The following is a 24,653-nucleotide window of genomic DNA, read 5'->3' as shown; positions in this document are numbered from 1 at the left end:
GTGTCCTCGATCAGCGTCGAGCGGCGTGCAGCCGGTCGCCGAGAGACCGGGTGAACTCCCACGCATCGGAGACGATCTCGTCGAGATCGGTGTGCTGGGGGTTCCACCCGAGCTCGGAGATCGCGCGGCTGCTCGAGGCGATGAGCACGGCCGGATCACCGGCGCGGCGCGGCGCGTCGACCGCTGCGATCGGCAGGCCCGTGACCCGCTCGCACGCCGAGATGACCTCGCGGACGGTGAAGCCCTCTCCGCTGCCGAGGTTGTAGATGCCGTGGCGGCCGGGTTCGGACTTCGTCAGTGCCAGTACGTGGGCGTCGGCGAGATCCTTGACGTGGATGTAGTCGCGCACCGCGGTGCCGTCCTTGGTCGGCCAGTCGGTGCCGAAGACCGAGATGTGATCGCGCACACCGAGAGCGACCTGCAGCACGAGTGGGATCAGATGCGTCTCGACGACCCGGTTCTCCCCGGCACCGCCGTAGGCGCCGGCGACGTTGAAGTACCGCAGACTCGTCGCCGCGAGACCGTGAGCGTGCGCGTACGACGAGATCGCGTGATCGATGGCGAGCTTCGACGCACCGTACGGGTTGGTCGGCCGGGTGGGTGCGTCCTCGGTGATCGGCACGCTCTCGGGTTCGCCGTAGGTCGCGGCGGTGGAGGAGAACACCAACCGTGGGGTACCCGAGCGGCGGACGGCCTCGAGCAGGGCCAGGGTGGTCACCACGTTGCCCTGCCAGTACTTCTCGGGGAACTCCACCGACTCGCCGACCAGCGACTGTGCACCGAAGTGGAGGACACCGTCGAAACGGGATCCGGAGAGCAGTTCGTCGGCGACGGCCGCGATGTCGCCCTCGACGAACTCGGCGCCGGTGGGGACCGCCTCGGCGTTCCCGGTGGACAGGTCGTCGACGACCACGACGTGGTGGCCCTGCTCGAGCAACACGGTCGTGCACACGCTGCCCACATAGCCGGCGCCGCCGGTCACCAGAAGTCTCACGCTGGACATCCCCTTTTCGCACGCCCGTACCGGACATGCGAAAAGGGGTCTGGGTCAGACCTGCTTCACCTGCACGGCGTGGGCCATCTCGTCGGAAAGCTCGAAGCTGTCGTGACCGGCCACGGTGATGGACACCGAGCCCGGTCGCGTCTCGACTGTAACCCGCGCGTCCGGGACCACACCGGCCTCACGCAGCCGCGCGATGACCTCGGGGTCGGACTGGACGTACTCCGCGAGCCGGCGCACCACGACCGCGGTCGGCTTGCCGTGCGGGATCTCCGTCAGCCGCACCAGCTTCTCGTCGAGGACCGCCGTGCGGTCGAGACCGAGCTGGGCCAATCCCGGGATGGGGTTGCCGTAGGGGGAGGTGGTCGGGTTGTTGAGCACCTCCACGAGGCGGCGCTCGACCTCCTCGCTCATCACGTGTTCCCAGCGGCACGCCTCGGCGTGCACGTTCTCCCAGTCGAGACCGATCACGTCCACGAGAAGCCGTTCCGCGAGCCGGTGCTTGCGCATGACCGAGACCGCGAGATCGCGGCCCTTCTCGGTGAGCTGCAGGTGGCGGTCGCCGGCGACCCGGAGCAGGCCGTCGCGTTCCATACGGGCCACGGTCTGGCTGACCGTCGGTCCGCTCTGTTCGAGGCGCTCGGCGATACGCGCGCGCAGCGGCACCACGCCTTCCTCTTCCAAGTCGTAGATGGTCCGGAGATACATCTCCGTTGTATCGACCAGGTCCTTCACTCTCACACCCCTTCGTCTGGGCCGATTCTAACCGTGCGAACAGGACGGTGGGGGCGCCCTCCGAGGCTCGCATGTCCGTGGGTGGACCAGTAGCGTCTGTGTCCATGACCACGAGCTCCACCGCGGCGGGCGGTACGACACAGCTGAGCGGCGATCGGATAGTGGTGTGGAGCCCCGACTACCTCGATTACCGGTGGGGTCCGACACATCCGATGAATCCCACGCGTCTCGATCTCACGATGGCGCTGTCCCGCAGTCTCGGTCTCCTCGAAGGCGTCGAGACGGTGCGCCCGTCCCCTGCGGACGACACCGATCTGCTGCGCATCCACACCTCGTCCTACGTCGACGCGGTCAAGCGCGCGGGCTCCGCCCCCGAGGGAGCGGCACCCCCGGCCGACGCCCCCCACGGTCTCGGCACCGAGGACAACCCGATCTTCCCCCGCATGCACGAGGCCAGCGCGACGCTCGCCGGAGGAACCCTCGCCGCCGCACGCGAGATCGCGAGCGGCCGGGCCCGCCGCGCGGTGAGCATCGGGGGCGGCATGCATCACGCGATGGCCGACTGGGCCGCGGGATTCTGCGTCTACAACGACGCCGCCATCGCGATTTCGTGGCTGCTCGACCACGGTTACGACCGCATCGCCTACATCGACGTCGACGCCCACCACGGCGACGGCGTCCAGCACGCCTTCCTCGGCGATCCCCGCGTCCTGACCATCTCCCTGCACCAGCATCCGGCGACGCTGTGGCCCAACACCGGCTGGTCCAGCGAGGTCGGCTCGGGTCCGGCCGAGGGCACCGCGATCAATCTGCCGGTGCTGCCGGGCACCGTGGACGCCCTGTGGTTGCGCGCCTTCCACGCCGTCGTACCGGGCGCGGTCGCGGCGTTCCGCCCCCAGATCCTCATCAGTCAGTGCGGTGCCGACAGCCACCGCGAGGACCCCCTGGCCGACCTGTCCCTGACCGTCGACGGCCAGCGCGCGTCGTATCTCGCGATGCGCGATCTTGCCGATCGCTACTGCGAGGGCCGCTGGCTCGCCGTGGGCGGCGGCGGTTACGGCCTCGTGCGGGTGGTGCCGCGTGCGTGGACCCACCTGATCGCCGCAGCGCTGGACCGCGAGATCGATTTGAGCACCCCGATCCCGGCGGACTGGAGCGAGCGCGTCGGCGCTCTCACGCCGAGCGTCGAACTGCCCACCGTCATGGGGGAGGGCTCCGACGTCTCGTACCTGCCGTGGGACGGTCCCGGCGGCACCCCGGAAACGGGAATCGCCTCCCTGGACCGTGCACTGACCCGCATCGATTCGGCGATCATCGCCACGAGGCGGGCGGCCTTCCCGCTGCTCGGCCTGGACCCGGAGGACCCCCGTGACTGACCGGCAGAATCCCGCGGCGGCACCGGACTCCGCGTCTGCGGCGGGGCCCGCACCCGCACAGGGCGCCTGGACGACGGGGGAGACCGACCCCGCGCGCGAGGCGGCGCTGGCGCGCGCCCGCGACTATCCGCGGCACTGGGTCGCCGACGTGCTGGCCTCGGACGGTGGTGTCGTGCACCTACGGCCGATCGTCCCCGAGGACGCCGACGGGATCGTCGCCTTTCACGGCAAGCTGTCCGAACGCACCCGCTATCTGCGGTACTTCGGTCCGTACCCGACGATCTCGAAGAAGGACCTGTTCAACTTCACGGTCGTCGACCACAAGTCGCGAGTGGCGTTCGTCGCGGTGCTCGGCGACGAGATCATCGCCGTCGGGCGGTACGAGGGACTCTCGCACGAGGGCGACGGCCTCTCCGCCGAGGTGGCCTTCACCGTCGCCGACGCCCACCAGGGACGCGGTCTCGGTCCGATCCTGCTCGAACATCTCGCCGGCGCGGCCGCCGAGAACGGACTGCACACCTTCGTCGCCGAGGTCCTCGCCGAGAACCGGCACATGATCACGGTCTTCCGGGAGGCCGGCTACCAGGTCAGCCGCAGCTTCGAAGGGGGAGTCGTCCGGCTCGAGTTCGCGATCGACCCCACCGAGGCCCTCGTCTCGGTCCGCAACGCCCGCGAACGCGCTGCCGAGGCGCGCAGCGTGCGCAACATCCTCGGTCCCGGCAGTGTCGCCGTCATCGGTGCCTCCACCGACAGCCGCAAGGTGGGCAACGCGGTGCTGGTGAACATGCTGCGCAGCGGGTTCACCGGGCCGGTCTACCCGGTCAACGCCGAACACCGGTCCGTCCGGGGTGTCCGCGCCTACCCGACTGTCCGCGACATCCCCGACGAGATCGACCTCGCGGTCGCCGCCGTACCCGCCGAATCGATCGACTCGGTGCTCGACGACTGTCTCGCGAAGGGCGTCAAGGCGCTGCTCGTCGTCTCGTCCGGTTTCGGCGAGACCGGACCGGAGGGCCGCGACGCCGAGCGGCGGCTCACCCTGGCCGCGCGGTCGCACGGTATGCGGCTCATCGGTCCGAACGCTCTCGGTGTCGCCAACAACGATCCCGCCATCCGGCTCAACGCGACCCTCGCGCCGGTACTTCCGGCGTCCGGCAACGTCGGTTTCTTCTGCCAGTCCGGCGCCCTCGGCATCGCGATCCTCGATGAGGCTGCCAAGACGGGTGTCGGACTGTCGTCCTTCGTCTCGGCCGGTAACCGTGCCGACCTGTCCGGCAACGACCTGCTCCAGTACTGGGACACCGATCCTGCCACCGAAGTGGTGCTGCTGTATCTGGAGAGCTTCGGCAACCCGCGCAAGTTCTCGCGCATCGCGCGGCGGGTGGCGCGCAGCAAGCCGATCGTCGCCGTCAAGAGCGGCCGCCACGCGGTGCCCCCGGCGCTCGCCGCCCGCACGGGGGAGATGGACGACACCATCGTGCGATACCTGTTCGAGCAGGCCGGCGTCGTCCAGGTCGAGTCCATCGGCCAGCTCTTCGACTCGGCGCTGCTGTTCGGTTACCAGCCGCTGCCCGCCGGTCCCCGCGTCGCCGTGGTCGGCAACTCCACCGCCCTGGGCCTGCTCGCCGTCGACGCCGCCCGCGGACAGGGCCTGCAGGCACCGGACGCGGTGGATCTCGGCGCGCAGGCGTCGCCGGAGGAGTTCGCCGACGCCGTCGCCCGGGCGCTCGACTCACCCGACGTCGACTCGGTCATCGCGGTCTTCGTCCCGCCGGTCGCCGTCGACGTCCAGCCCTACGCCCAGGCCCTGCGCGACGCCGTCGCCGGGTCGGAGAAGCCCGTGGTCACCACCTTCCTGGCGACAGAGGGCATCCCCGACGTGCTGGCCGTACGCGGACCGGACGGCACTCCGATGCGCGGATCCGTGCCGTCCTATCCCGGGCCGGAACGAGCCGCGCTCGCCCTGGGGCGGGCGTGGCGGTACGCGAAGTGGCGCAGTCGTCCACCCTCGCAGGTCGTGCGACCGGCGGGCATCGATCCCGAGCGCGCCCGTGCGCTCGTGGACGGCTGGCTCGAGACGACTCCCGAGGGTCGCTACCTGTCGGACACCGAGGCGGCCCTGCTGCTGTCCTGCTACGGAGTCGAGGTCGCGGACTTCCGCGCCGTCACCACCGAGGAGGAGGCGGTCGCGGCGGCGGACGAGATCGGCTTCCCCGTGGCGGTCAAGGCCACCGGTGCGCAGTGGCGGCACCGGCCCGATCTGAGCGGGGTCCGGCTCGATCTCGTCGACGCCGATTCGGTACGGATCGCCTATCGCGACCTGGCCGCGGTGTCGGGGGAGCCGTTGATGCACGTGCAGCGGATGGCCCACAAGGGCATCGGTTGCGCGATCCGTGTGCAGGACGACCCGTCGTTCGGTTCGCTCATCTCGTTCGGTCTCGCCGGTGTGATCTCCGACCTGCTCGGCGACCGCGCCTACCGGGTTCTTCCGCTCACGGAGGACGAGGCGGTCGAGTTGATCGACGCGCCGAAGGCGGCGCCGTTGCTCTCGGGCTATCGCAATGCCGCACCGGTGAACAAGCCGGCACTCGTCGACTTCGTCCAGCGGATCTCGGCGCTCGCCGACGACCTGCCCGAGGTGCGTGAACTGGTGTGCGAACCGGTCCTGGCCTCGGTGGTGGGAGCCGAACTCACCGACGCGCACGTGCGGATCGGGCCCGAACCGCACCCGCTCGACCTCGGACCGCGCCGTCTGCGCTGACGGCAGTCCGGTGGCCGACCACCTGCCGGAAAAGGCCCTCGAACGGCAACGATCCCCGAGAACCCAGCCCGGTTCTCGGGGATCGGATACCGCTGACGCGCCCGGTCAGCTGGCGTAGGCGCGAAGGCGCTCGGCGCGGTCTCCTTCGCGGAGCTTGGCCATTACTTCGCGTTCGATCTGGCGGACACGCTCACGGGACAGCCCGAAGAGCTTGCCGATCTGATCGAGGGTGCGGGGCTGGCCGTCGTCGAGGCCGTAGCGCAGCCGGATGACCTGCTGTTCGCGCTCGTCGAGCGTCGCGAGGACGCTGCGGACGTCGCTGTGCAGGAGGCCGGCGATGACGGCGGTCTCGGCGGACGTCGCCTCGGCGTCCTCGATGAAGTCGCCCAGCGGGGCCTCCTCGTCGTTGCCGACGGGCATGTCGAGGCTCACCGGGTCGCGGCTGTGGTCGAGCAGGTCGGCGATCTTCTCGACGGGGATACCCGACTCGTTGGCGAGTTCCTCGTCGGTCGCCTCGCGGCCGAGCTGCTGGTGCAGCTCACGCTTGATGCGGGCGAGCTTGTTGACCTGTTCGACGAGGTGGACGGGGAGCCGGATCGTGCGGCTCTGGTCAGCCATTCCGCGGGTGATGGCCTGACGGATCCACCACGTCGCGTAGGTCGAGAACTTGAAGCCCTTCGCGTAGTCGAACTTCTCCATCGCACGGATCAGGCCGAGGTTGCCCTCCTGGATGAGGTCCAGCAGGGGCATACCGCGTCCGGTGTAACGCTTCGCCAGCGAGACGACGAGGCGCAGGTTCGCCTCGAGCAGGTGGCTGCGAGCGGCCTGTCCTTCGCGGACGATGATCGCGAGGTCGCGCTTCTTCGCCGCCGACAGACGCTTCTTCGTCTCGAGCAGGTGCTTGGCATACAGGCCGGCCTCGATCCGCTTGGCCAATTCCACCTCGTCGGCTGCGGTGAGCAGAGCAGTCCGTCCGATGCCGTTCAGGTAGACGCGAACGAGATCGGCTGCGGGGCTCTGACCGTCCAGGTCGGAATCGAAGCGAGCGGTGGTTTCGGGGCGTGCCATGACGTGCCTCCTCATCGGTGGTGTCTCACAGGGTTCAACGACCGGCGAAGCGGTGGAGTTCCCGTCGGTCTCCGAGTACCACCGCGCTGACCTGCACCAACCCGATGAGCTCCTGAGAAGTTGCTGAGAGAACCGAATCGTGGAACCTCAGGAACGCCCCGAAGGGGGTCAGACGGGCTCGATCAACCCGTGCCGCACCAAGCCGTGCACGAGGCCCACCGATTGCGTGAGGAGGTCGTCCTCGTCCTCGTCGTGCGCGGCCGCGAGCAGCGAAACGAGATCCCCGAGCGGAAGACCGTCGGCGCGCATGCCGCCGAGCAGGGCGGCCGCGAGATCGTCCACCTCGTGCTGCCAGGCCGGACCGCCACTGCGGTGCACCCGCACGACCACCTGGTCCCACCCGTCCTCGCCGGGCAGGTGCACCCGCTCGAGGGCCGTGTCGGGCCGCACCGCGAAACGGGCGTCGAGCACCTCGTGCGTACGCAGCCAGTCGAGGCGACGGAAGTAGTCGACCGCCTCGTCACCCAGCGCATCGGTGAACGCGTGCCGCAGATCCTCGGCCATCACGTCGGACGGCAGGTCGGTGCGGCGCAGGTAGACGAACCCGAACCCGACGCCCTCGACGCCGTGCTCCTCGAAGTGGTCGAGCCACTGCTCGGCGCGCACCGCGACCTCCGGCTCGCGCTGATCGGCGTCGCCGTCGCGCAGCCACGTCCCGACGTACAGGGCAGGGTCGGCGACATCACGTTGCACGACCCAGGCATCGACGCCGTGTGACGGCAACCACGATGCGACCCGCGCCCGCCAGTCCTCACCCTCGACGTGCACCCAGGACGCGAGCATCGCGGCGGTGCCGCCGGGATTCAGGTGCTCGGCGGCCTGCGAGATCATGAGCCGGCTGGCGCCGTCGAGGTCGAGACCGGAGTCGCGGTAGCTGTGCTCGACGCGTCCCGCGCTCACCACGAACGGCGGGTTCGCGACGATGCGGTCGAAGGTCCGGTCGGCGACCGGCTCGAACCACGACCCTTCGAGAAGATCGATGTCGATCTCGTTCAGCGCGGCGCTCGCGGCGGCCAGGGTCAGGCAACGGGGATTGATGTCGGTGGCGGTGACCTCGTCCGCGTGGTCCGCGGCGCGGATGGCCTGCACCCCGCAACCGGTGCCGAGGTCGAGCACCGAACCGACCCGATCGGTCGGGGTGGCCTGCAGCAGCGACAGGGAGGCCTGACCGACGCCGAGGACGTGATCGGGGCGGGTCGGGACGGGCCGGATCGAGCCGTCGAGATCGGACAGCACCCAGCGGCTACCGGTCCCGGCGTCGAGCGGTCGCAGGTCGAGCGCGGCCCGCACACCGTCGCCGTCGCGTTCGACGAGCCCCGCCTGCACGGCCTGTTCCGTCGTCACCGGAGCGAGAGCCTGCGCGACCTCGTCCTCGGGGCAGGTGTCCTGGAGGAGGAACAGTCGCACGAGCACGCCGAGATCGCCCGCACCACGCGCGATGCGCCGGGCGGGGACGGGTTCACTGCGTCCGAGGGCGGCGTGCGCCTCGGGTCCGAGCAGTTCCCGCACGGTGTCGAGGTCGTAGCGGCACCGGATCAGTGCGGTGCGCAGAGCCGGGCAGAGAGACAGGAGAAGGTCGCGGTCCACCACGACATTCTCGCAAGCGCCCCGTCGGGGGTCCCTCTCAGCCGTCGATCACATGGTGTCGGGACGACTCGATCGCCGGGGCGTCGTCGAAGCGGCCGTCCCAGCGGCTCGGTTCGTCCTTGCGACGCGGCGGCCGGTCGTTGGCGATGAGGACGGCGATCCACGGCAGCGGGATCGACACCCCGATGATCGCCATCGAGATCCAGGGATTGGCCCATACGCCGTACGCGATCGCCGCCAGCAACAGGGCGGGGATGCGGACCGACATGATGGTGAGGTACTTGCGAACCCGTGCTCGGTGCTGATCCTCGAGCGACGCCTCCGCCGCGGTGATCAGAACCGGGTTGTCGGGCGATCCGTTCTCGGGGGATCCGCCGAAACCGTGAGTTCTCGCCATGTCTTCCACCTTCCCACGCCGGGCCCTCGCACGCACATACACATCCGGCCCTTCCGTGCGGCATCATGGACACGTGAGCACGGATATCAAGGAACGGCCGGATACCACCACCGACGAAACGACCGACGACGACACCCCGAAGTTCTTCCACTACGTGAAGAAGAACAAGATCGCCGAGAGTGCGGTCATGGGTACCCATGTGGTCGCGCTGTGCGGTGAGGTCTTTCCGGTGACCCGGTCGCCGAAGCCCGGCTCGCCGGTGTGCCCCGAATGCAAGAAAGTCTACGACGGTTTGCGCAAGGGCGACTGAGACACCTGGTGGAACACCTCGTCGTCCGCCGCGGCGTCGGGTGATTCCGGCGACGGTCTTGCTGCCGGCGAAGACGGTGATACTGCCTCCACCGGCGGAAGTTCGGTCTGGGCCGGGGGAACTTCGGATCCCCCGGCCTTGTCGTCGTGCGAGGCAGCGTTGTCGTGCGAGGCAGTGTCGTCGTGGGGGGCAGGCCGGTCGTCCGGCGCCGCATCCGACTCGGCGGGTTTCCCGTCGATCGGCCACGACTCGGGTTGGCGATCCCCGGGCCGGATCAGGTCCGACAGCCGGATGGTCGTGGAGCTCGTCAACCGGCGGGTGAGGTTCGTCACCGGCCCGCTGTCGGGCGACGGATCACGGGCCGACTGCTCCGCGAGCCAGATCCGCCACTGCTCCAGACGCGTGGCGCGCGCCGGCCAGAACTGTTGCACCGTGGCGTTGAACTCCGCTCCGAGGACCACGGCGAAACCCAGGAAGAACGTGAACAGCAGGAACGCGATCGGGGCGGCGAGCGCGCCGTAGGTGTAGCCCGTGGCCGCGACCCACGTCAGGTACCACCGCAGGATCACGCTCGACGCGAGGAAGAACACCCCGGCCAGCACCGCGCCACCGAGCAGTCGGTGCCACGGCAGTGACTTCGGCAGCGCCACCTTGTACAGGGTCGTCAGACCGATCAGCAGGAGCAGGCCCACCGCGGGGAAGTAGAAGGTGTCGATGATCCGTGAGCCGACATCGAACCAGGCGTCGGGCAGCAACCGGCCGATCAGGGTGGGTCCGAGCGCGACGAGCGGCATCGTGAACACCGCCAGGATCAGGAAGACCACGTAGAGGAGCAGACCGAAGATCCGCTGCCACACCGGGTGGCGATGGTCCTGCTGGTGGTGCGCTTCGACGATCGAATCCACGAACGTCGAGATCGCCGACGATCCTGCCCACAGCGACAACACGAAGCCCAACGACATCACGTCGGCGCGACCCCGACGGAGGACGTCCTCGACGGTGGGTTCGATGATCTGGTCGACCACGCTGTCGCTGAAGACCGAGCGGAGGAAGGTGACGGTCTTCGACGTGATGATCTCCACCGTGTCGGGACCGAACCAGCCACCGACGTAACCGAGACTGCCGAGCAGACCGAGCACCAGGGGCGGCAGCGAGAGGGTCTGCCAGAAGGCCGCGGTCGCCGCCTTGCTGAAGATCGAGTGGTCCCAGGCCGACGACAGGGTGTGCGTCACGACCTCCCAGCCCTTTCCGACCGCGCGGCGAACGCGGCCGGAGGTTGCCTGTGCGGGGGATCGTGGTGTGTCGTTCATCTACTTCCAGAATTCCTGAAGACACGCTCGCGTGCGCGCACAGGCAGGTGAGGGCGTCTCGAATTCTGCCACGCAGTCCTCGGAGAACCCGCCGACGCCGCGGCTTCGGCGGGTTCGCGGGCTCCGAGACGATAGGCTGCATGACGGTCGGCGCCCGGACGAGTGCGGTGGCACCGACCCGAGCGAAGCGGACAAGGAGCACGAGAAACCGGTGAGCACCGAAACCGTCGGACAAGCTACGACCTCCGCCCCTGTGGCCCAGCTGCGTGCCTGGCAGCGCCGCGCCCTCACCAAGTACCTCGCGACGAAGCCGCGCGACTTCCTCGCCGTCGCGACCCCCGGTGCCGGTAAGACGACCTTCGCCCTCCGGGTGGCGTCGGAATTGCTGCGCGACCGGACTGTCGACCAGATCACGGTGGTCGCCCCCACCGAGCACCTCAAGCACCAGTGGGCGGGTGCCGCGGCCCGCATCGGCATCGCGCTCGACTCGAACTTCACGAACTCCACCGGGCAGACGTCGAGCGACTACCAGGGCGTCGTGGTCACCTACGCGCAGGTCGCCTCGCACCCGTTCAAGCACCGTGTGCGCACGGAGGCGCGTCGCACCCTGGTGATCCTCGACGAGATCCACCACGGTGGCGACGCGAAGAGCTGGGGTGAGGGCATTCTCGAGGCGTTCGGGGACGCGACCCGCCGTCTGGCGCTGACCGGTACGCCCTTCCGCAGCGACGACAGTGCGATCCCGTTCGTGAGCTACGAGCCGAACGAGGACGGTCTGCTGCAGTCCAAGGCCGACCACGCCTACGGCTACGCCGACGCACTCGCCGACGGCGTCGTGCGCCCCGTCGTGTTCCTCGCGTACTCGGGCGAGGCGCGCTGGCGCACGAGTGCGGGGGAGGAGTTCACCGCGCGACTGGGAGAGCCCCTCAGCGCCGAGCAGACCGCCCGGGCGTGGCGGACGGCCCTCGACCCCCAGGGCGACTGGATTCCTGCCGTGCTGGGGGCGGCGAACACCCGTCTGCAGCAGCTGCGTGCCGGCGGCATGCCGGACGCCGGTGGGCTCGTCATCGCCACCGACCAGACCACCGCGCGTGCGTACGCGAAGATCCTCGAGACGATCACCGGCGAGATGCCGACCGTCGTGCTCTCGGACGATCCCACCGCCTCCGACCGCATCTCGCAGTTCAGCGAGGGCAACCAGAGGTGGATGGTCGCCGTGCGCATGGTGTCCGAGGGCGTCGACGTCCCGCGACTGGCGGTGGGTGTGTACGCGACCAGCGCCTCGACCCCGTTGTTCTTCGCGCAGGCGATCGGCCGCTTCGTGCGGTCGCGGCGTAAGGGGGAGACGGCCAGCGTCTTCCTGCCGTCAGTGCCGGTGCTGCTCGAGCTCGCCAGCCAGCTCGAGGCCCAGCGCGACCACGTCCTCGGCAAGCCGCACCGGGTCAAGGAGGGCTTCGACGACGAGCTGCTCGCCGACGCGAACCGGCGCAAGGACGAGCCCGGCGAGGACGAGAAGGCCTACCATTCGCTCGGGGCGGACGCCGAACTCGATCAGGTCATCTACGACGGATCCTCGTTCGGCACCGCGACATTCGCGGGTTCCGACGAGGAGGCCGATTATCTGGGGCTCCCGGGTCTGCTCGACGCGGAACAGATGCGGGCGCTGCTGCGGCAGCGTCAGGAACAGCAGCTGAACAAGCCGAAGTCCGAACCGGCACCCACGCCGCCGCCCCAGGTGACCGAGCGTGTCGAGACCGCCGACACCCTCGCCCAGCTCCGCCGCGAACTCAACTCGCTCGTCGCGGTCGTGCACCACCGGACCAGGAAGCCGCACGGGGTGATCCACGGCGAACTGCGTCGCCAGTGCGGGGGTCCGCCGACGGCGATGGCGACCGCCGAGCAACTGCGCGACCGGATCGCGATCCTGCGCAGCTGGTGACGACGAGAACGGGCGACCACCTCGNTCGCCCGTTCGGTCGGGTCTCGGAACCGTGGTTCCGGACGGCGGATCACACGGTGGCGTCGGACTCGCTCACGATCGTCGCTCCGAGTTCACGGAGGCGGTCGGTGTGCTCGTTCGCGTGGTGCCCGCAGAACAACAGTTCTCCGCCGGTCGGAAGGACGGCGCGGACACGAGCGGCGGCATTGCACCGATCGCAGCGATCTGCAGCGGTCAACTTCGGGCTGGTCAACGTACCGGGCATGACTCCTCCAAACTGGCCACCGCTCATATCGGGTGCCGGGGTCTGGTCCGCCGCACCGGCCGGCGCGGTGGATCTACTCTGACAGACGATTCGTATTCACGTGTTGTTCCCCTGGATGCCCAATGGTGGCGTGTTTCACGCATCGAACAGCGAAAACGCTGCGACATGGCCATTTTCCGCACAGTGTGTTCGCTCACAGCGCAGAGCTCGAGGGGGCCGGGAACGCCCCGGACGAGCTGTCCGACGCACAATGACGCCATGACCGAGACCCTGCTGCACCTCATCTCCCGCGACGATTGGGACCGCTTCCGACCCCTCGGGGCGGTTGCGCCGGACTCCCTCGGGACCCAGGGTTTCGTCCACCTGTCCACGCCGCACCAGGTGCACCTGCCCGCCGACCGGTTGTACTCCGGCCGCACGGACCTCCTCCTGCTGCGCGTCGACCCGACGCGACTCGTCGACCCGCTCCGTTTCGAACCCGGCGTACCGGAGGACCCGGAGTCGATGCGCTTTCCTCACCTCTACGGGCCGCTGCCCGTCGACGCCGTCGTGGAGGTGACGCCCTACCTGCCGGGACCGGACGGTCGGTTCCCGCCCCTGGACCGGGAGCGAGCGGACGCCGTCGGTCCGGAGGACTAGTCTTTCGACCATGATCGTCGACGTGACGCCGCTTCCCGGGATCGGTGTACGCAAGGACTTCGAACTGGCCTCCGGGCGCCGCATCGGGGTCATCACCCATCGGGACGGTCACAGCGACCTCATCATCTCGAAGGCGGGCGACCCCGACGCGTGTGCGGCCTCCCTGCCCCTCACGGTCGAGGAGGCGGCGACGCTCAGCAATCTGCTCGGTGCCCCACAGCTCGTCGCCCAGTTGCGTGAGGACCACCGCGACCTGCCCGGAATCCTCACCCGCCAGCTCCACATCAACGAGGATTCCCGGTTCGACGGAGCGGTACTGGGCGACACCGCGTTGCGCACCCGCACCGGCGTGTCGGTGGTGGCCGTGATGCGTGCCGGTCAGGTCATGCCGTCTCCGACACCCGACTTCGTTCTCACGGGTGGGGACATCCTGGTGGCGGTCGGCACGGCCGACGGTCTCGACGCGGCCGCCAGGATCCTGCGCAACGGCTGATCCCGCAGAATGGACACGACGACACTCGCACTCATCGAACTGGGTGCGGTGTTCTTCGGACTCGGCGTCCTCGGACGGCTCGCGGCGCGGATCGGCATGTCGCCGATCCCGTTCTATCTGATCGGCGGCCTGTGCTTCGGCAACGGTGGCTTCATCCAGCTCGGCGACATCGGGGCATTCAGTCACATCGCCAGCGAGATCGGCGTGGTCCTGCTGCTGTTGCTGCTCGGTCTCGAGTACACCGCGAACGAATTGATCAGCGGCCTGCGACGCTCGCGGATGGCAGGCCTGCTCGACCTCGCCCTGAACGCGGTGCCGGGAGCCGCCGTCGCGCTGATCCTGGGTCTCGGACCCATCGGCGCCTTCGTGCTCGCGGGTGTCACATACATCTCGTCGTCCGGGATCGTGGCGAAGGTCCTCGCCGATCTGGGGCGCCTCGGCAACCGCGAGACACCGGTCGTCCTGTCGATCCTCGTCTTCGAGGATCTCGCGATGGCCGTCTACCTCCCGATCCTCACCGCGATCCTGGCGGGCGTGAGTCTGCTCGGCGGCCTCGAAGCCGTCGCGATCTCACTCGGTCTCGTCACCGTGGTGTTGGTGCTGGTGGTGCGATACGGGCGCTACGTCTCGGTCGTGCTCGACAGCCCCGATCGGGAAACGCTGTTGCTCAAGCTGCTCGGCGCAGCGCTGCTGGTGGCGGGGATCGCGTCGGCTCTGCAGGTGTCCGCGGCCGTGGGCGCCTTCCTGCTGGGCATCGCCATCTCCGGTTCGACGGCACACAACGCGGTCCGGGTCCTCGAACCGCTCCGCGACCTGTTCGCCGCCATCTTCTTCGTCTTCTTCGGACTCAACACCGATCCGACGGCGATACCGCCGGTGCTCGGCTGGGCGATCCTGCTGGCCGTGCTGACCGCGCTGACGAAGCTCGTCACCGGATGGATCGCGGCGGCCCGTCACGGTATCGCCGTGATGGGCCGGGCGCGCGCCGGCGCGGCACTCATCGCCCGGGGAGAGTTCTCCATCGTGATCGCCGGTCTGGCCGTCGCCTCCGGACACGTCGACAGTCGCCTCGCGGCGATCGCTTCGGCATACGTGATGATCACCGCCGTGCTCGGTCCGGTGGCCGCGCGGGTCGTCGAACCGGTGATGCGGTTCGCATCCACGCGACTCCCCGGAGGCGACGGGCGACAGCGCCTTCCCGGAGACGAACCGGAGCTTCTCTAGCGGCCCCTTCTCCGGCGGGCCCCGCGGTCCNGGAACGAAGAACGAGGGCCACCCGATCGGATGGCCCTCGTTCTTCGTTCCGGATGTCAGTCGAGGTAGTCGCGCAGCACCTGCGACCGCGACGGGTGGCGCAGCTTCGACATGGTCTTCGACTCGATCTGACGGATGCGCTCGCGCGTCACGCCGTAGACCTGACCGATCTCGTCGAGGGTGCGCGGCTGGCCGTCGGTGAGGCCGAAGCGCAGACGCACGACGCCCGCTTCGCGCTCGGACAGGGTCTCGAGCACCGACTGCAGCTGATCCTGCAGCAGGGTGAAGGAGACGGCGTCGACGGCCACGACGGCCTCGGAGTCCTCGATGAAGTCGCCGAGCTGGCTGTCGCCCTCGTCGCCGATCGTCTGGTCGAGCGAGATGGGCTCACGCGCGTACTGCTGGATCTCCAGCACCTTCTCCGGCGTGATGTCCATTTCCTTGGCGAGCTCCTCGGGCGTGGGCTCGCGGCCCAGATCCTGGAGCAGCTCGCGCTGGATACGACCGAGCTTGTTGATGACCTCGACCATGTGCACCGGGATACGGATGGTGCGGGCCTGGTCGGCCATGGCGCGGGTGATGGCCTGACGGATCCACCAGGTGGCGTAGGTGGAGAACTTGTAACCCTTGGTGTAGTCGAACTTCTCGACCGCGCGGATCAGACCGAGGTTGCCTTCCTGGATCAGGTCCAGGAACGCCATGCCGCGGCCGGTGTAACGCTTGGCGAGCGAGACGACGAGACGGAGGTTCGCCTCGAGCAGGTGGTTCTTGGCGCGGTTGCCGTCGCGGCAGATCCAGTTCAGGTCGCGGCGCTGGGCGACGGGGAGCTTCTCGCCCTTCTCCGCCAGCTGCTGCAGCATGTGGGTCGCGTACAGACCGGCCTCGATGCGCTTGGCGAGCTCGACCTCCTCCTCGGCGTTGAGGAGGGCGACCTTGCCGATCTGCTTGAGGTAGGCGCGCACGGAGTCGGCCGACGCGGTGAGCTCGGCGTCCTTGCGTGCCTGACGCAGCGCCTCGGACTCCTCCTCGTCCCAGACGAAGTCGCCCGAAGCCTTGTCCTTCTCGCTGGGCTCGTCGTCGTCGACCACGACATCCTCGGCGCCGGCGAGATCACCCTCCGAGACCTCGAGGTCTGCGAGGTCCGCTTCCTCGGTGGCGTCGAAGTCCTCGTCGCCCGAACCCGCAGCCTTCGTGGCCTTCTTTGCTGCCTTCTTCGCGGTGGTCTTCTTGGCGGCTGCCTTCTTCGCAGGAGCCTTCTTGGCGGCTGCCTTCTTCGCGGGGGCCTTCTTCGCAGCGGTCTTCTTCGCCGGCGGCTCGGCACCGGGTGCGGTGCCCTCCGCGGAGTCCGCAGCGCCTGCGACGCTCGAAGCGTCCGCAACGGGTGCCGATTCGTTGGCGGAATCAGCGGTGTGGATGTCGGTGGCTGCCACGTACGCCCTTTCGTGACGAGGTAGTGCGGCGTCGCGCCAGAGTGATTCCGGCGGAGAGGTCTGTCGGGATGAGAGCCGGTTCCGGCCTGCTGGGGACCATTGTAACGATCCCTCGGGCGGCCGATGCGCCGGACTCAGGGAGTGACACCTGTTTTCGCAGCATAAGCAGCCCCTACGATTCCCGCCGCGTTGCGCAGTTCGGCGGGGACCACCGGGGTGCGGTTGGTCAGGAGCGGGATCCACTTCTCGTGCTTGCGGCTGATGCCGCCGCCCGCGATGAACAGGTCGGGCCAGAGCAGATCCTCGAAGCGGGTGAGGACGCGGGAGACCTCCTTGGCCCACTGCTTGTACGACAGGTCGTTGCGCTCCTTGACCGACGAGGCGGCGCGGTGCTCGGCCTCCTTGCCGTCGACCTCCATGTGCCCGAACTCGGTGTTGGGCAGCAGTACACCGTTGTGCAGCACGGCCGAACCGATCCCGGTGCCGAAGGTCAGGAGGATCACCACGCCGTCGGTGTCCTTGGCGGCACCGAAGCGGTCTTCGGCGATTCCCGCGGCGTCCGCGTCGTTGAGCACCGAGACGTCCCGGCCGCCGAGCACCCGCGAGAAGAGGGATCCGGCGTCGGTGCCGATCCACGACTTGTCGATGTTGGCGGCGGTGCGGGCGACGCCTCCGGTGACCACGCTCGGCAGGGTCACACCGACGGGACCCGTCCAGCTGGCCTGTTCGACGATCTGCGCCACCGTCTTCGCCACGGCCTCGGGGGTGGACGGTTGCGGAGTGAGGATCCTGATGCGGTCGCCGACCGGACGGCCCGTGTCGAGATCCACCACGGCACCCTTGACGCCACTGCCCCCGATGTCGACTCCGAATCCGTGGTTGACGGGAGTCGATCGGTCCGTGGGGACGTCCTGTGCCATTGCGTACTTCCTCTCGCTGGGTGGGGCCGGCTGCTCCGCTCGTGTGGAAACGATAATGCCCGGTGTCACCGGGTGCGGGGGCGGTGGCGAAACCGTCGGCACTGTGTTCGGATCGGTTCGTGCATGCACAGAGAACACTCTCCGAATCCGAGTTGTCCGCGTTGAGGGATGTGGCGGTGACCGTCGCACGTGAGGCCGCCTTCTACGTCCGTGCACGCCGGGTCGAGCTGTTCGGTCCTCCGGGCTCGGGGGAGGCCGCCCGTGTGGGGACGAAATCGACGGTGACCGATCCCGTCACCGCCGCCGACACCGAGAGCGAGGAACTCATCCGGGCCCGGCTCACGGAACTGCGGCCCGGCGACGCCTTCCTCGGCGAGGAGACCGGGACCGACGGCGGGACGTCGGCTGCCGCGAGCGGAGTCGTCTGGGTGGTCGATCCCATCGACGGCACCGTCAACTTCGTCTACGGACTCCCCGCCTCGGCGGTCTCGGTGGCCGCGCGGGTCGACGGACGCTCGGTGGCCGGTGCCGTCGTCGACATCGCCTCGGGGGAGACGTTCTCGGCGGCAGAGGGTCTCGGTGCCCATCTGGACGTCGACGGCACGCGGGTGCCGTTGCGATGCAATCCCGTGACCGATCCGCGACTGGCGCTCGTGGCGACCGGCTTCTCGTACTCGCCGGCACGACGCGCACGTCAGGGTGAGCTGGTGGCGGCGCTGCTACCGAGGGTGCGCGACATCCGGCGTGTCGGAGCGGCCGCCCTGGACCTGTGCATGGTCGCGGCCGGCAGGGTCGACGCCCACTACGAACACGGACTCGGTCCCTGGGACTGGGCGGCGGGGGCGCTCGTCGCCGCGGAAGCCGGTGCGGTGGTGCGTGTCCCGAGCGGCACCGGGGACGACGGGGAGCTCACGGTCGCGGCCGCGCCGGGGATCGCCGCCGATTTCGAAACTCTGCTCACCGAAATCGGAGCGCTCGACGCAATTCCGAATTGACCGATTCGTCACATCGAGAATTGTCGTTCGTCACCTTTTACCGCAGCAGTGACGAAAAACAGGATGCACGGTCTGTGAAAAGAGATTCAGCACCGGGCATTGCGTGCGGCCGTGAGCAGATCGAGGTCGAGCGGAGCCGTCTCCTCGCCCACCGGGACCTCGCGTAGCGCCCGCAGGACCTCCTCGGCATCCGCCCCGGGGGAGATGTCCCGGAAGTAGGTTCCCAGCGCGAGGTCGACCGTGTCGTCCTCGCGTGTGTCCTGCACCAACTCGGCGCACGGGGCGAGCAACCACACCGAGGACGCAGCAGCGCGTCCGGCCTCGCCGAAGCGGATCTGCCCCTGGCACTGCATGTTCTGGTCGACGTAGACCGGATCGTTGCCGGCCTGCACGTCGGGCGGGCTCGAGAAACCGTAATCGCTCAGCTGAGCGGCCACGTGCGTGGCCTGGCCGCGTTCGCCGTTGGCGTTGTAGACGCGCACCCGGGTGGCCGCCAGGGGAGCGGGTTCGACCTCGAGCAGCGTCGACCGGTCCACGACCTCGCCGAGCGGAGCCGGTTGCGGGCCTTCGGGGTCGGTGGCCTCGGTCGGGGGAGCGTTGCACGCCACGGTGGTCGTGACGGGCTCGGACGAGGTGAACACGGAGGACCACACGACGATGGTGCCTGCGGCGAGGACGGCACCCGCCACGGCGGCCGGGACCACCCGGCGCCGACGGAACGGACGGCCGCGGTCATCGGTTGCGCTTCCTTCGGTGATCAGGGAAACCACGCGGCCCTGCCTCTCGTGTCATGCCGTGTTCGTCGCACTCACTGTAGAGGTCGCGGACGTGGTCGGTGGAACCGCCGACCCGAGGAAATGTCACGAGTCGTTGTGTTGTTGATGACGATTGCCAGACAATTTCCGGCGTTTCCACGCATCGATTGCATATTCGTGCGTGAGGTCGGCTATTGTTCGGCGGCCGAACCGTCCAAGAAGGGGCGTGCGGCGCGAAAACAGAGTGAATTCGGGTATGCCACAGCAATGGCACACCCGTCGGGAACTCCAACGGACGGCCGTGCGTTGCCCTGGCCGGGAGCACCGTCCGTGTCCCGGCCGGCTACCGGTACGAGTACTAGAAGGTAAGAGGAAATGGCGACTGACTACGACGCACCCCGGCGGACCGACAGCGACGATGTGTCGGAGGATTCACTCGAGGAACTGAAGGCCCGGCGCAACGAGGCCCAGTCCGCTGTGGTGGACGTCGACGAATCGGACACCGCCGAGTCCTTCGAGCTGCCCGGGGCGGATCTGTCCGGCGAAGAGCTGTCGGTGCGTGTCGTCCCGAAGCAGGCCGACGAATTCACCTGCTCGAGCTGTTTCCTGGTGCATCACCGGAGCAGACTCGCGAGCGAGGAGAACGGTGTCATGATCTGCCGGGACTGTGCAGCGTGAGGACATAGGGCAGCGTGAGGACATAGGTGCGAAACGAGGCCGGGTGACGACGGTGCGCCGTGGTCACCCGCGTCTCCCTCCTGTGTGCCCCGGCGCCGCGGCAGCCTCTGCTGTTCCCGGCATCCGGGGCCCTGTCGTATACGGGGACCGATGCCCGTTCGAGCAGCCCTACTTGCGGGTCGGATCGTCCTTGCGGCCCGACTCGTCGCAACCCAACGCCGCGAGCAGTTCGGCAGGCCGCCGCGTGCTCACCAGCCAGTAGGGTGTCGGATCCTCCGGGTCGTCGAGCACGACGAGCGCCATGGTCCGCACCCAGGGACGGTGCTGGACGAACGCCGCCGGATCGAGCTGGCGTCCCATCGCGGCGCTCTTGGCCGACGCCGGAACCACCACACCCCGCGAGATCACGTCGACGGGCAGATGTGCGCGACCGACGACGAGTTCGCCGCCGACCACCTCGACCCGGCTGCGTGAGAGCCAGGTCAGGACCCAGATCGGGACCGGGAGCAGAAGGACGTAGGGAAGCCACGCGTACATCCCCGGGGCGCCCATGTGCAGCTCGGCCGCGAGCAGGGCGGCCACACCGAGCCCGATCGGCCACCACCACCACGGCACCCACATCCGCTCCGAGAAGGTCGGAGCGTCGGCCGTCGGAGGGGTAGTCGGTGAGGTGCGCGAGGAACGGGACACACCGTAAGGATAGTCGCCTCGGTGGAGCGACCCGGCACGCGAGTAGTCTCGGACGACGTGACCGATCTTCCCCCGATACCGCTGCGCCGGCTCGATCCGGAGCTTCCCGTGCCCACTCGTGCCCACCCCGGTGACGCCGGTGTGGACCTGTGCACGTCGGTCGACGTGACCCTCGGCCCGGGGGAGCGGGCGCTCGTCGGCACCGGCATCGCCGTCGCGCTGCCCGTGGGCACGGTCGGCCTGATCCACCCGCGTTCGGGCCTCGCCGCCAAGTTCGGCCTGTCCGTCGTGAACACTCCCGGGACGGTCGACGCGGGCTACCGTGGAGAGATCAAGGTGTGTCTGATCAACCACGACACCGAGCGCGCCGTCGAACTCCGCCGAGGCGACCGCATCGCGCAGCTGCTCGTCCAGCGTGTCGAACTCGTCGATTTCGTCGAAGTGGACGAGCTCGACGACACGGCGCGGGGCAGCGGCGGATACGGATCGAGCGGCGGGCACGCCGGCCTCGTGAAGGAGGGTTCCTGACATGTTCGGACGACGCCGCAAGGACCGCGGGTCGAACGTCGAGGCGACCGACGCCGCTTCCGCCGGCGACCTCGGCGCGTACGACGAGCCCGCCGACGAGAAGTACGACGAGTACGCCACCGGAAGTGCGGCCGATTCCGGCCCGTACGACATCGACGAGGTCGACGAGGAGACGGTGACCGCCTCCCGTCTCGACCTCGGATCCGTGCTCGTACCGCTGCCGGCCGGTGGTCAGATCCAGGTCGAGATGGCTCCGAACGGGACGCCGCAGAACGTCCATCTCGTGACCCAGTTCGGGCGCATCACGGTCTCCGCGTACGCCGCACCGAAGTCGCCGGGACAGTGGCGTGAGGTCGCCGCCGAGCTCGCGGAGACGCTGCGCAACGACAAGGCCGAGGTCAGCATCGAATCGGGGCCGTGGGGTCGCGAACTGCACGGCAGGACCACGAACGCGGATCTCCGGTTCATCGGTGTCGACGGCTTCCGCTGGATGATCCGCTGCGTCGTCGCGGCGCCATCGGGGAACGCCGGAGCCGACTCCGAACTCGTCGGGATCGCACGGTCGGTGATCTCCGGCACCGTCGTCCGTCGCGGATCCGAACCCCATCCGGTCCGTACACCGCTGCCGATCGTGTTGCCCGAGGCACTCACCCGCCAGCTCGTCGCGGCGCAGGAGCAGCAACAGCAGGCCGCCGCGCAGCAGCAACAGCAGGCCGCCGCGCAGCAGCAACAGGGCGCAGCTCCGGCGCAACCCGCTCCGCGGACGGCCCCGCCGGAACAGCCCGCCCAGCAGACGCAGCAGGTCCCGCCCGCCCGGCAGACGCCGCCACGCCGCGGCGAATCCGGTTCGGCGATGCAGCAACTCGGCTTCTGAGGCCGGTACCGATCATCGGTTCGGGACGGGGACGATCCTGTCGAGCGCGGCGAGGCACAACCTCCCGAGCACGGAGAGGTCGTCCCCGACCTGTTCGAGTGTCACCGTCGCGAGTTCCGCGTGAGGAATCTCCCGCGACCATTGCCGCCCCACTGCGAGCGGATGAACCGCGTCGTCCACCGCGGCGGCGATACCGACCGGCGCGGTCACGGCACGCAGTTCGTCGACGTCGAGTGCCCGGTAGTGTGCGGCCTCGTCCAGCGCGGACGGGAGATCGGGCCACTGGGCGCTCCACGAGCGCGTCAATTCCCGGGCGAGCCAGGGCGGACTCGACGCCGTCATCGCAGCGGTGACCGTATCGAGCCCGTGGGCGCGCAGTTCGGAGGCCGTCCACCGCGCGCTCGCGGCGGCCGGCGCCTCCCGCGGATCGCCGGTCCACGCAGGTAGGGCAGCGAGGACGCCGACGACCCGGTCCGGATTGTCGTATGCCCACCTCAACGCGACGGCTGCACCGATCGACACCCCTCCGACGAGGATCGGCCCGTTCTCGGCCGCCTCGTCGAGCGCGGTGAGATAGCGCGCCACCACACCGCGCGGATCCGGATCGACGGCGATCGGGGTGATGCTCCGCCGTCGGAGTTCGGCGCCGAACGCCTTCTCGGCGAAGCATGCGTCCGAACCCGTGCCGGGAAGCACGACCGCGGTGCCGGCGGTCGGGGGGACCGGGGATTCGCTGTGGGACATGCGGACGATCCTGCACCATCGAACCCCGGAGACCGCGCTCACCTGCCCGCACAGCAGGACGACCGGTGGCTGCACGCGCGTGTGCACCGTGCAACTTGTATCCGGCGAGAATGGGTCTACAGTGGCGGGCGAAGAAGAGTCCGGTGGCACGAGATCCGTGCCCCTTCCGTACAGGAGCGTGTTATGGCTTCCCCGGCCGGCTACCTGCGTCGGCTCACACGGCGGCTCACCGAGGACATCGAAGAACTCGATGCCGAGGAGATGGCCGAATCCTCGCACTCCACGGGCGCCCTACCCGTCGTCGAATGCGCCCGCGGTCAGGAAGTGACCATGTACGGACGTCTTCGCAGTGTCGAGTCGTGTTCGCGTGCCGCTGCCGCCGTCGTCGAGGCGGAGTTCTTCGACGGGACCGACTCGATCCAGCTCGTGTGGATCGGTCGTCGGCGCATTCCGGGGATCGAGCCCGGGCGTACGTTGACGGTCCGCGGTCGTGTCGGCGAACGCGACGGACGCAAGGTGATCTACAACCCCTACTACGAGCTGCGCGAGCCCGCCTGACCTCTGTGGGCGCGGAGTGGTGCCCCTGGTGCACGCAGGGTCGTACCCCTGTGCCGGATGTGGCAGGCTCGTAGGAGTGAGCGACACCAACCAGCAGACGATGCTCGAACAACTCGGTGGGATCAGCGGGTTGATCTATTCGACGCTGCCGGTGCTGGTGTTCGTCCCCGTCAACAGCCTGTGGGGCCTCACCGTCGCCATCTGGTCCGCGCTGGGCGTCGCCCTCGCGGTGCTCGTGTGGCGCCTGATCCAGCGCACCCCGATCCAGCCCGCGATCTCGGGCTTCTTCGGAGTCGCCCTGTGTGCCTTCATCGCTCATCGCACCGGCGACGCGAAGGGATACTTCCTCTTCGGGATCTACGCGAGCCTGGTCTACGGGGGCGCATTCCTGTTGTCCGTGCTCGTCCGCAGACCGCTCGTGGGCGTGATCTGGGGGATGCTCAACGGCCAGGGATCGCGGTGGCGTTCGCATACCACCGCGGTGCGCGCCTACGACGTCGCGACCCTCGCGTGGACCCTGGTCTTCCTCGGTCGTTATCTCGTGCAGAACCACCTCTACGACGAGGACCGCACCGGCTGGCTCGCGGTGGCCCGGATAGGCATGGGCTGGCCGCTCACCGCTCTTGCCCTGCTCGTGACCCTCTGGGCGGTCCGGCGTGCCGACCGCATCGTCGAACCCGCGCCCGCGGAGACGGTCGGCGACGCGCCGGCCGACGATCCGGCGACGGACGACGGGCTGTCGAACAAGCCCCGCGACGAGCACGGCGCGCACGACGGGCAGCCTCGGCTCCCCGGTCGGCACCGGCTCCGCGACTAGTCGGCACCGGCTCCGCGACTAGTCGGCACCGGCTCCGCGACTAGTCGGCACCGGCTCTGCAACTAGTCGGCACAGACTCCGCGACTAGCTGGCTATAGGTCCTGTCAATCCTTCGTGGTGACGTGCGGTAGCGCCGTCCGAGCGGCGGACGTGGTGAGATAGCGCGGTGTGACCGGAGGCATCGACGCCGGATCGGGGTGCCGAAGCGCCCACGCTGACGTATGCGACCTCGCCGGAGGTGGGTCATCTGGCGTCGTTCGGGCTGCTGTAGTGGCGAAGGGCCGGGTGCCAAGCTAGTCACGGCGTAACCGCTGGGCGGTCCGCCATAGCGGCATCGGCATCGAGTCCGGTCCCTTCACCCCCTCCAGCGTGACACCCCGGTCGGGCTTCGGGAAGGGGCAGCGCTCTCGGGTCCTTTCTCCAGGTCGACGTCGGCTGGTGTCTCACGGTCAGGACCAGCAGGTGGTGTC

At 69.0% G+C, this 24,653-nt stretch carries 25 protein-coding genes; 13 read left to right on the top strand and 12 right to left on the bottom strand.

Annotated features, from left to right (window positions below; all coding sequences use genetic code 11):
- Positions 1–10 precede the first annotated feature (10 nt).
- On the bottom strand, positions 11–1,003 hold the full coding sequence (gene galE / locus ACLBYD_RS07005; RefSeq protein ID WP_447815885.1) for a UDP-glucose 4-epimerase GalE: 993 nt from the start codon (positions 1,001–1,003) through the stop codon (positions 11–13).
- Between the two features lie 45 nt (positions 1,004–1,048).
- The gene (locus ACLBYD_RS07000) at positions 1,049–1,735 is read right to left on the bottom strand and encodes a metal-dependent transcriptional regulator (protein ID WP_016692727.1); all 687 of its coding nucleotides are present in this window, start codon (positions 1,733–1,735) and stop codon (positions 1,049–1,051) included.
- A 104-nt stretch (positions 1,736–1,839) separates the two neighbouring features.
- On the opposite strand from ACLBYD_RS07000, the gene ACLBYD_RS06995 reads away from it, so the two are divergent.
- Positions 1,840–3,111 (top strand): acetoin utilization protein AcuC, encoded by a 1,272-nt coding sequence (locus ACLBYD_RS06995; RefSeq protein ID WP_447815884.1) that lies wholly within the window; start codon positions 1,840–1,842, stop codon positions 3,109–3,111.
- The gene (locus ACLBYD_RS06990; RefSeq protein WP_447815883.1) at positions 3,104–5,872 is read left to right on the top strand and encodes a bifunctional acetate--CoA ligase family protein/GNAT family N-acetyltransferase; all 2,769 of its coding nucleotides are present in this window, start codon (positions 3,104–3,106) and stop codon (positions 5,870–5,872) included. Before ACLBYD_RS06995 ends, ACLBYD_RS06990 begins: the two co-directional genes overlap by 8 nt.
- A 105-nt stretch (positions 5,873–5,977) precedes the next feature.
- On the opposite strand, the gene ACLBYD_RS06985 is transcribed toward ACLBYD_RS06990, so the two are convergent.
- The 3 genes from ACLBYD_RS06985 to ACLBYD_RS06975 form a co-directional block, all read right to left on the bottom strand.
- Positions 5,978–6,940: a sigma-70 family RNA polymerase sigma factor gene (locus ACLBYD_RS06985; RefSeq protein ID WP_016692730.1), complete on the bottom strand. Its 963-nt coding sequence runs from the start codon at positions 6,938–6,940 to the stop codon at positions 5,978–5,980.
- A gap of 168 nt (positions 6,941–7,108) precedes the next feature.
- Positions 7,109–8,587, bottom strand: coding sequence for a DUF7782 domain-containing protein (locus tag ACLBYD_RS06980; RefSeq protein WP_447815882.1), 1,479 nt, complete (start codon positions 8,585–8,587; stop codon positions 7,109–7,111).
- 37 nt (positions 8,588–8,624) lie between these two features.
- Positions 8,625–8,984, bottom strand: coding sequence for a DUF3099 domain-containing protein (locus tag ACLBYD_RS06975; protein ID WP_006551334.1), 360 nt, complete (start codon positions 8,982–8,984; stop codon positions 8,625–8,627).
- A gap of 73 nt (positions 8,985–9,057) precedes the next feature.
- Here ACLBYD_RS06975 and ACLBYD_RS06970 point away from each other — a divergent pair, with 73 nt between their 5' ends.
- Positions 9,058–9,294: a DUF3039 domain-containing protein gene (locus tag ACLBYD_RS06970; protein ID WP_006551335.1), complete on the top strand. Its 237-nt coding sequence runs from the start codon at positions 9,058–9,060 to the stop codon at positions 9,292–9,294.
- Here ACLBYD_RS06970 and ACLBYD_RS06965 read toward each other — a convergent pair.
- The gene (locus ACLBYD_RS06965; protein WP_447815881.1) at positions 9,267–10,604 is read right to left on the bottom strand and encodes a YihY/virulence factor BrkB family protein; all 1,338 of its coding nucleotides are present in this window, start codon (positions 10,602–10,604) and stop codon (positions 9,267–9,269) included. The genes ACLBYD_RS06970 and ACLBYD_RS06965 overlap by 28 nt on opposite strands.
- Positions 10,605–10,815: 211 nt before the next feature.
- Between ACLBYD_RS06965 and ACLBYD_RS06960 the strand changes: the two genes are divergently transcribed.
- A complete protein-coding gene (locus tag ACLBYD_RS06960) occupies positions 10,816–12,543 on the top strand; it encodes a DEAD/DEAH box helicase (protein WP_447815880.1) in 1,728 nt (575 codons plus the stop codon).
- Between the two features lie 70 nt (positions 12,544–12,613).
- Here ACLBYD_RS06960 and ACLBYD_RS06955 read toward each other — a convergent pair whose 3' ends face one another.
- The gene (locus ACLBYD_RS06955) at positions 12,614–12,808 is read right to left on the bottom strand and encodes a DUF7455 domain-containing protein (RefSeq protein WP_006551338.1); all 195 of its coding nucleotides are present in this window, start codon (positions 12,806–12,808) and stop codon (positions 12,614–12,616) included.
- 258 nt (positions 12,809–13,066) lie between these two features.
- Here ACLBYD_RS06955 and ACLBYD_RS06950 point away from each other — a divergent pair, with 258 nt between their 5' ends.
- Genes ACLBYD_RS06950 through ACLBYD_RS06940 form a run of 3 tightly spaced genes read left to right on the top strand, consistent with a single transcriptional unit; the run spans position 13,067 to position 15,164 of the window.
- Entirely contained in the window at positions 13,067–13,447 is a 381-nt protein-coding gene (locus ACLBYD_RS06950; protein ID WP_447815879.1) for a DUF952 domain-containing protein, read from the top strand.
- 10 nt (positions 13,448–13,457) lie between these two features.
- Positions 13,458–13,940: a cation:proton antiporter regulatory subunit gene (locus tag ACLBYD_RS06945; protein ID WP_060650909.1), complete on the top strand. Its 483-nt coding sequence runs from the start codon at positions 13,458–13,460 to the stop codon at positions 13,938–13,940.
- A 9-nt stretch (positions 13,941–13,949) separates the two neighbouring features.
- On the top strand, positions 13,950–15,164 hold the full coding sequence (locus ACLBYD_RS06940; RefSeq protein ID WP_447815878.1) for a cation:proton antiporter: 1,215 nt from the start codon (positions 13,950–13,952) through the stop codon (positions 15,162–15,164).
- A gap of 86 nt (positions 15,165–15,250) precedes the next feature.
- Here ACLBYD_RS06940 and ACLBYD_RS06935 read toward each other — a convergent pair whose 3' ends face one another.
- Positions 15,251–16,624 (bottom strand): RNA polymerase sigma factor, encoded by a 1,374-nt coding sequence (locus ACLBYD_RS06935; protein ID WP_447815877.1) that lies wholly within the window; start codon positions 16,622–16,624, stop codon positions 15,251–15,253.
- A gap of 134 nt (positions 16,625–16,758) precedes the next feature.
- On the bottom strand, positions 16,759–17,544 hold the full coding sequence (gene ppgK / locus ACLBYD_RS06930) for a polyphosphate--glucose phosphotransferase (RefSeq protein ID WP_447815876.1): 786 nt from the start codon (positions 17,542–17,544) through the stop codon (positions 16,759–16,761).
- Between the two features lie 101 nt (positions 17,545–17,645).
- Between ppgK and ACLBYD_RS06925 the strand changes: the two genes are divergently transcribed.
- On the top strand, positions 17,646–18,539 hold the full coding sequence (locus ACLBYD_RS06925; RefSeq protein WP_447816055.1) for an inositol monophosphatase family protein: 894 nt from the start codon (positions 17,646–17,648) through the stop codon (positions 18,537–18,539).
- Positions 18,540–18,625: 86 nt separating this feature from the next.
- Here the strand turns inward: ACLBYD_RS06925 and cei are convergent, their stop codons facing one another.
- Positions 18,626–19,309, bottom strand: a complete 684-nt coding sequence (cei, locus tag ACLBYD_RS06920) for an envelope integrity protein Cei (protein ID WP_060650905.1) — start codon at positions 19,307–19,309, stop codon at positions 18,626–18,628.
- Positions 19,310–19,669: 360 nt separating this feature from the next.
- On the opposite strand from cei, the gene ACLBYD_RS06915 reads away from it, so the two are divergent.
- Complete coding sequence (locus ACLBYD_RS06915) at positions 19,670–19,972, top strand: DUF4193 domain-containing protein (protein WP_006551346.1); 303 nt, start codon at positions 19,670–19,672, stop codon at positions 19,970–19,972.
- A gap of 168 nt (positions 19,973–20,140) precedes the next feature.
- On the opposite strand, the gene ACLBYD_RS06910 is transcribed toward ACLBYD_RS06915, so the two are convergent.
- Entirely contained in the window at positions 20,141–20,593 is a 453-nt protein-coding gene (locus ACLBYD_RS06910; RefSeq protein ID WP_060650904.1) for a DUF3093 domain-containing protein, read from the bottom strand.
- Between the two features lie 126 nt (positions 20,594–20,719).
- Between ACLBYD_RS06910 and dut the strand changes: the two genes are divergently transcribed.
- Positions 20,720–21,190, top strand: coding sequence for a dUTP diphosphatase (gene dut, locus ACLBYD_RS06905; RefSeq protein WP_016694466.1), 471 nt, complete (start codon positions 20,720–20,722; stop codon positions 21,188–21,190).
- 1 nt (position 21,191) lies between these two features.
- Positions 21,192–22,064, top strand: coding sequence for a DUF3710 domain-containing protein (locus ACLBYD_RS06900; protein WP_447815875.1), 873 nt, complete (start codon positions 21,192–21,194; stop codon positions 22,062–22,064).
- A 12-nt stretch (positions 22,065–22,076) separates the two neighbouring features.
- Here ACLBYD_RS06900 and ACLBYD_RS06895 read toward each other — a convergent pair whose 3' ends face one another.
- Positions 22,077–22,808 carry an alpha/beta fold hydrolase gene (locus tag ACLBYD_RS06895; RefSeq protein WP_447815874.1) on the bottom strand — a complete coding sequence of 244 codons (732 nt, stop codon included), beginning with the start codon at positions 22,806–22,808 and terminating at the stop codon, positions 22,077–22,079.
- A gap of 183 nt (positions 22,809–22,991) precedes the next feature.
- On the opposite strand from ACLBYD_RS06895, the gene ACLBYD_RS06890 reads away from it, so the two are divergent.
- Positions 22,992–23,366, top strand: coding sequence for an OB-fold nucleic acid binding domain-containing protein (locus ACLBYD_RS06890; protein ID WP_016694463.1), 375 nt, complete (start codon positions 22,992–22,994; stop codon positions 23,364–23,366).
- 76 nt (positions 23,367–23,442) lie between these two features.
- Positions 23,443–24,183 (top strand): DUF3159 domain-containing protein, encoded by a 741-nt coding sequence (locus ACLBYD_RS06885; RefSeq protein WP_447815873.1) that lies wholly within the window; start codon positions 23,443–23,445, stop codon positions 24,181–24,183.
- The last annotated feature ends 470 nt before the right edge of the window (positions 24,184–24,653 follow it).

It is taken from the genome of Rhodococcus sp. C26F (assembly GCF_053345925.1).
Note: the sequence above shows the minus strand (reverse complement) of the source record. Positions and strands in the feature narration are given on the sequence as shown.

Coding starts and splice junctions, on each gene's coding strand:
- galE (WP_447815885.1), bottom strand. CDS start 1,003: ATGTCCAGCGTGAGACTTCTGGTGACCGGCGGCGCCGGCTATGTGGGC.
- ACLBYD_RS06995 (WP_447815884.1), top strand. CDS start 1,840: ATGACCACGAGCTCCACCGCGGCGGGCGGTACGACACAGCTGAGCGGC.
- ACLBYD_RS06985 (WP_016692730.1), bottom strand. CDS start 6,940: ATGGCACGCCCCGAAACCACCGCTCGCTTCGATTCCGACCTGGACGGT.
- ACLBYD_RS06975 (WP_006551334.1), bottom strand. CDS start 8,984: ATGGCGAGAACTCACGGTTTCGGCGGATCCCCCGAGAACGGATCGCCC.
- ACLBYD_RS06965 (WP_447815881.1), bottom strand. CDS start 10,604: ATGAACGACACACCACGATCCCCCGCACAGGCAACCTCCGGCCGCGTT.
- ACLBYD_RS06955 (WP_006551338.1), bottom strand. CDS start 12,808: ATGCCCGGTACGTTGACCAGCCCGAAGTTGACCGCTGCAGATCGCTGC.
- ACLBYD_RS06950 (WP_447815879.1), top strand. CDS start 13,067: ATGACCGAGACCCTGCTGCACCTCATCTCCCGCGACGATTGGGACCGC.
- ACLBYD_RS06945 (WP_060650909.1), top strand. CDS start 13,458: ATGATCGTCGACGTGACGCCGCTTCCCGGGATCGGTGTACGCAAGGAC.
- ACLBYD_RS06940 (WP_447815878.1), top strand. CDS start 13,950: ATGGACACGACGACACTCGCACTCATCGAACTGGGTGCGGTGTTCTTC.
- ppgK (WP_447815876.1), bottom strand. CDS start 17,544: ATGGCACAGGACGTCCCCACGGACCGATCGACTCCCGTCAACCACGGA.
- ACLBYD_RS06915 (WP_006551346.1), top strand. CDS start 19,670: ATGGCGACTGACTACGACGCACCCCGGCGGACCGACAGCGACGATGTG.
- ACLBYD_RS06910 (WP_060650904.1), bottom strand. CDS start 20,593: ATGTGGGTGCCGTGGTGGTGGTGGCCGATCGGGCTCGGTGTGGCCGCC.
- ACLBYD_RS06900 (WP_447815875.1), top strand. CDS start 21,192: ATGTTCGGACGACGCCGCAAGGACCGCGGGTCGAACGTCGAGGCGACC.
- ACLBYD_RS06895 (WP_447815874.1), bottom strand. CDS start 22,808: ATGTCCCACAGCGAATCCCCGGTCCCCCCGACCGCCGGCACCGCGGTC.
- ACLBYD_RS06890 (WP_016694463.1), top strand. CDS start 22,992: ATGGCTTCCCCGGCCGGCTACCTGCGTCGGCTCACACGGCGGCTCACC.